The sequence below is a fragment of the Dietzia sp. B44 genome (genome assembly GCF_014145245.1).
GTDB classification, from domain to species: domain Bacteria; phylum Actinomycetota; class Actinomycetes; order Mycobacteriales; family Mycobacteriaceae; genus Dietzia; species Dietzia natronolimnaea.
In genome coordinates this window covers 1-2,101 of the sequence record NZ_JAALEF010000411.1, presented here as the reverse complement: position 1 = coordinate 2,101, position 2,101 = coordinate 1, and the positions used below count along the sequence as shown (strand labels likewise).

Annotated in this window: 2 protein-coding genes; both read left to right on the top strand. The window is 70.5% G+C overall.

Features of this window, described 5'->3' with window-relative positions; genetic code table 11:
* The first annotated feature begins 227 nt into the window (after positions 1-227).
* Complete coding sequence (locus G6017_RS13155) at positions 228-1,397, top strand: CaiB/BaiF CoA transferase family protein (protein WP_182617745.1); 1,170 nt, start codon at positions 228-230, stop codon at positions 1,395-1,397.
* Positions 1,398-1,452: 55 nt separating this feature from the next.
* Positions 1,453-2,101, top strand: a 649-nt coding sequence (locus tag G6017_RS13150; protein ID WP_182617743.1) for a DUF1542 domain-containing protein, incomplete at its 3' end; no start/stop codon positions are given.

Genomic DNA, 2,101 nt, shown 5'->3' with positions numbered 1-2,101 from the left:
GGAGACCCGGCTCACCGACGCCGCGGTCGCCGGCGGGATGGACGGCGCCTGGCCCATGGTCGTCAACGGAGTCAGCGTCGAAGGCGCCGCGGCCGCGTGGCTCGACCGGGTCACCGGAGCCTGAACCCGTGCCCGAGACGCACCAGACTGCGACGCCGAGGCCCGAGACGCTACGGCCCGAGACACCGAGGCCCGGGGTACCGCGGCCCGGGACACCGCTGACCGACATGCCCCGGACCGGTGCCCTCACAGACATCCGGGTCGTGGATCTGTCCCGGGTCCTCGCCGGGCCGTTGTGCGGCCAGATGCTGGCCGACCACGGCGCCGACGTGATCAAGGTCGAACCGCCGGGTGGGGACGAGACCCGCGGCTGGGGGCCGCCCTTCGTGCGGGACGACCACAGCGCGTACTTCGACGGGCTCAACCGCAACAAGCGGAACATCTGCATCGATCTGCGCGACCAGGAGGGGCAGGCACTGCTCGGCAGGATGCTCGAGGGCGCGGACGTGGTGATCGAGAACTTCAGGGCCGGCACCCTCGAGAAGTGGGGATTCGGCGACGACGAGCTCGCCGAGCGCTTCCCGCGCCTGATCCACTGCCGCATCACCGGGTACGGCGTCGACGGGCCCCTCGGTGGCGCACCGGGGTACGACGCCGTCCTGCAGGGACTCTCGGGCCTGATGAGCATCAACGGCGAGCCCGACGGAGCGGCCATGCGGATCGGGATCCCGTTGGTGGACATCGTCACCAGTCTCAACGCGATGAGTGGCATCCTCATGGCGCTGCACGTACGGGCCACGACCGGGCGCGGCCAGCTGGTCGACCTCGCCCTGCTCGACAACGCGGTGTCGATCCTGCACCCGCACGCGGGCACGTGGTTCGCCACGGGCGAGGCCCCGGTGCGCACCGGGGTGGCGCACCCGACCATCTGTCCGTACGAGACCTTCAGCTGCTCGGACGGACCGTTCTTCATCGGCGCCGGAAACGATCGTCAGTTCCGGGCGCTGGCGGAGGCGGTGGACGCGCCCGCGCTGGTCGACGACCCCCGCTTCCTCACGAATTCGGACCGACTGCGCCACTCCGAGGAGCTGCGCGCGATCCTCGGTGGTCTCGTCGCAGGGCTCCGTCGGGACGACCTGACGGATCGACTCCGCGCGGTCGGGGTGCCCTCCGGGGCGGTGAACGACGTGGGTGAGGCGTTGTCCATGCCCCAGGTGCTGCATCGCGAGATGGTCGTCGAGCGCGACGGATACCGCAGTGTCGGCATCCCGATCAAGCTGTCCGACACCCCGGGATCCGTGCGGTTCGGGCCCCGCCCCCACGGCGCGGACACCGAGTCCGTGCTGGCGGAACTGGGACTCGATCGGGCGGCGCACTCCGAGCCCGACGGCCGCTGACCGGCGGGACACAATCTCGGTACGCTGGTGAAGTAGTACCGAGAAAGGTCGATCCGTGGAATTCCTCCTCATCGCCGCAGTGATCGCCGTTGCTGTCGCCGTGGTCTCCCGCAGTCAGAACAAGGGCCAGACCCAACTGGAAATGCAGCACAACCGCCATATCGAGGACTACCGCGCCGAGGCCGCGCGCTGGGTCGAACGGCTCGGCGGTCAGGTGTTCAACCTCGACGGCACCGACGAGGCGTCCAAGCAGGCGATGGCAGACGCCTCCGAGCGCTACACCGCGGCCGTGACGGAGCTGGAGAACGCGCGCACACCGGTCCAGACGGAGCTCGCGAAGGACACCGCCCTCGAGGGTCTGTACTACGTGCGGGCCGCGCGTTCGGCGATGGGCCTGGATCCCGGTCCGGAGCTGCCCAAGACCGACGGGCAGGAGCGCGCCGGCCGGGTGACCGAGGACCGGACCGTCGAGGTCGACGGCCGCACGATGACCGCGGCGACCGAGCCGAGCGACAAGACCCCGCACTACTACCCGGGCGGTGTGGTGGCCGGCCGGCCGGTGCCCGCCGGCTGGTACTCGGAGCCGTGGTGGGCCTCGGCCCTGGCCACGGGTATGTGGATGATGGGCTCGATGATGATGTTCAACATGATGTTCGCCGGGATGGCGGGCGTCGGCTACTCCGGCGAGGACTTCGCGGCCGGGG

Coding starts and splice junctions, on each gene's coding strand:
- G6017_RS13155 (WP_182617745.1), top strand. CDS start 228: ATGCCCCGGACCGGTGCCCTCACAGACATCCGGGTCGTGGATCTGTCC.